This is a genomic window from Streptomyces sp. NPDC017202 (genome assembly GCF_044331705.1).
In the GTDB taxonomy this organism is placed as follows: Bacteria; Actinomycetota; Actinomycetes; order Streptomycetales; family Streptomycetaceae; genus Streptomyces.
In genome coordinates this window covers 1-2,369 of record NZ_JBIRNP010000048.1, presented here as the reverse complement: position 1 = coordinate 2,369, position 2,369 = coordinate 1, and the positions used below count along the sequence as shown (strand labels likewise).

The 2,369-nt window shown below is 73.2% G+C and carries 1 protein-coding gene; it reads right to left on the bottom strand.

Annotated features, from left to right (window positions below; genetic code table 11):
• The coding region (locus ACH4N1_RS34940) for an acyltransferase domain-containing protein (RefSeq protein WP_398104558.1) at positions 1–2,339 on the bottom strand (2,339 nt) is incomplete at its 3' end.
• Between the last annotated feature and the right edge of the window lie 30 nt (positions 2,340–2,369).

Genomic DNA, 2,369 nt, shown 5'->3' with positions numbered 1-2,369 from the left:
GCCAACCGCCGCACCACCAACCCACCCAAAGCACCACCCGCACCCGTCACCAACACCGTCCCCCCACCCCACACCGACCCCACAGACCCAGACCCCGAACCCAAACCCGACGCCGATGCCGACGCCGATGCCGATGCCGATGCCGATGCCGATGCCGAACCCTCCACCACCACACGCGCCAACCGCGGAACGAACACCTCCCCACCCCGCACAGCCACCTGCGCCTCACCCGAAGCCACCACACCCGGCAACACACCCGCGTCACCATCCAGATCCACCAACACCAACCGCCCCGGATGCTCCGACTGCACACTCCGCAACAACCCCCACACCCCAGCCCCCGCCAAACCACCCACACCCGACACCCCACCAGGCCCCACAGCACCCCGCGTCACCACCACCAACCGAGACGACAACCACCGCACATCCCCCAACCACCCCCGCACCAAAGACAAAGCGGTCTCGGTGGCGGCGAGGGCCAAGTCGTCGGCGCCTTCGGGGGCCTCGTCCCCGATCGCACGGCCGATCGGTGCCAGGACGACCTCGGGGCGCTGCCCGTCGGGGCCGAGCGCGGCGACGAGGGCGTCGAGGTCGGTGTGGCGGGCGGTGTCCGCAGGGATGCCGTCCAGCGGGTCGGTGCCGACGACGGCCCACTGCTCCGCCTTCGGCGCGGGCGCACCGCCGGTCGGCAGCGGCACCCAGTCGACGCCGAACACCGCGTTGTGCGCGGAGCGGACGTCCCGGCCGGCCGGTGCCGTCATCTCGCGCAGCGCCAGTTCCGCGACGGAGACGACCGGGGCGCCGGCGGCGTCGGCGACGTCGAGAGCCGCCGTGCCGTCCCCGGTCCTGGTCAGCCGGACCCGCAAGTCGGTGGCGCCGACGGCGTGCAGGGACACGCCGGCCCAGGAGAACGGCAGCCGGGGCGCCGCGCCACTGATCGCGGCGACGGGGTCCAGGACGAGCAGGTGCAGGGCCGCGTCGAGCAGCGCGGGGTGCACGCCGTACCGGTCCGCCGTGGTGCGCTGCTCCTCGGGGAGCGCGATCTCGACGTAGGTCTCGTCGTCGTGGGCCCAGGCCCGTACGACGCCCTGGAACAGCGGCCCGTAGTGGTAGCCCTGCTCGGCCAGGTGCTGGTAGAGGTCGTCGACGTCGAGGGCGGTCGCTCCGACGGGCGGCCACTGGCGCGGCAGCGGTGCGGGGGCCTGGGCGCTGTGGAGGAGGGTGCCCGTGGCGTGCCGGGTCCACGGTCCGTGCGGGGCGTCGGCGTCGTCGGGGCGGGAGGAGACGGTGACGGCACGGCGTCCCGCGTCGTCCGGTGCGGTGAGCGACAGCTGGAGCTGGATGCCGCCGGTCTCCGGCAGGACGAGCGGCGTTTCGAGGGTCAGGTCCTCCAGCTGCTCGTGGCCGACGCGGTGTCCGGCGTGCAGCGCGAGTTCGACGAAAGCCGTGCCGGGCAGCAGGACGGTGTTGCCGACCTTGTGGTCCGCCAGCCAGGGGTGGGTGCGCAGCGAGAGCCGGCCGGTGAAGATCACCTGGTCGCCGTCGGCCAGGGCGAGGTTGGCCCGGAGCAGCGGGTGGTCGTCGCCCTGCAGGCCCAGCCCGGTGATGTCGCCGGCGCTCGTGGTGTCGGTGAGCCAGTAGCTCTCGCGCTGGAAGGGGTAGGTGGGAAGCAGGGCCGGGGCGGCGGCCGCCGGGGCGAGCCCGGAGAGGTCGAGGTGGGCCCCGTTGACGACGGCCACGGCCAGGGAGTTCAGAAACCGGTTCGGTCCGCCGTCCTGGCGGCGCAGCGAGCCGACGGCGACACCGGGCACGCCGATGCCGTCGAGCGTCTCCTCGATGCCGACGGTGAGCACGGGGTGCGGGCTGACCTCGATGAACAGGGTGTGCCCCTGCTCGGCCAGGTCCCGGACGGTCTGCTCGAACCGTACGGGGTTGCGCAAGTTGCGGTACCAGTAGCCGCCGTCGAGCAGGCCGGTGTCCTCGATGAGTCCGCCCGTGAGCGTGGAGTGGAACGGCACGGTCGACAGCGGGTGGGGGGCGACGGGTGCCAGGAGTTCGGCGAGGGTCTCCTCGAGTGCCTCCACGTGCGGGGAGTGCGAGGCGTAGTCGACCGGGATGCGGCGGGCGCGGACGTCCGACTCCTCGAAACGGACGAGGAGTTCGTCAAGGGCGTCGGCGTCGCCCGAGACCACCGTCGAGCGCGGGCCGTTGGCCGCTGCCACGCAGACGCGGCCGTCCCATTCGGCGAGCCGCCGCTCGACCTCGTCGGCCTCCAGGGAGACGGAGACCATGCCGCCGGTGCCGGCCAGCCGCAGCAACGCACGACTGCGCAACGCCACCACACGAGCCGCGTCCTCGAGCGACAACGC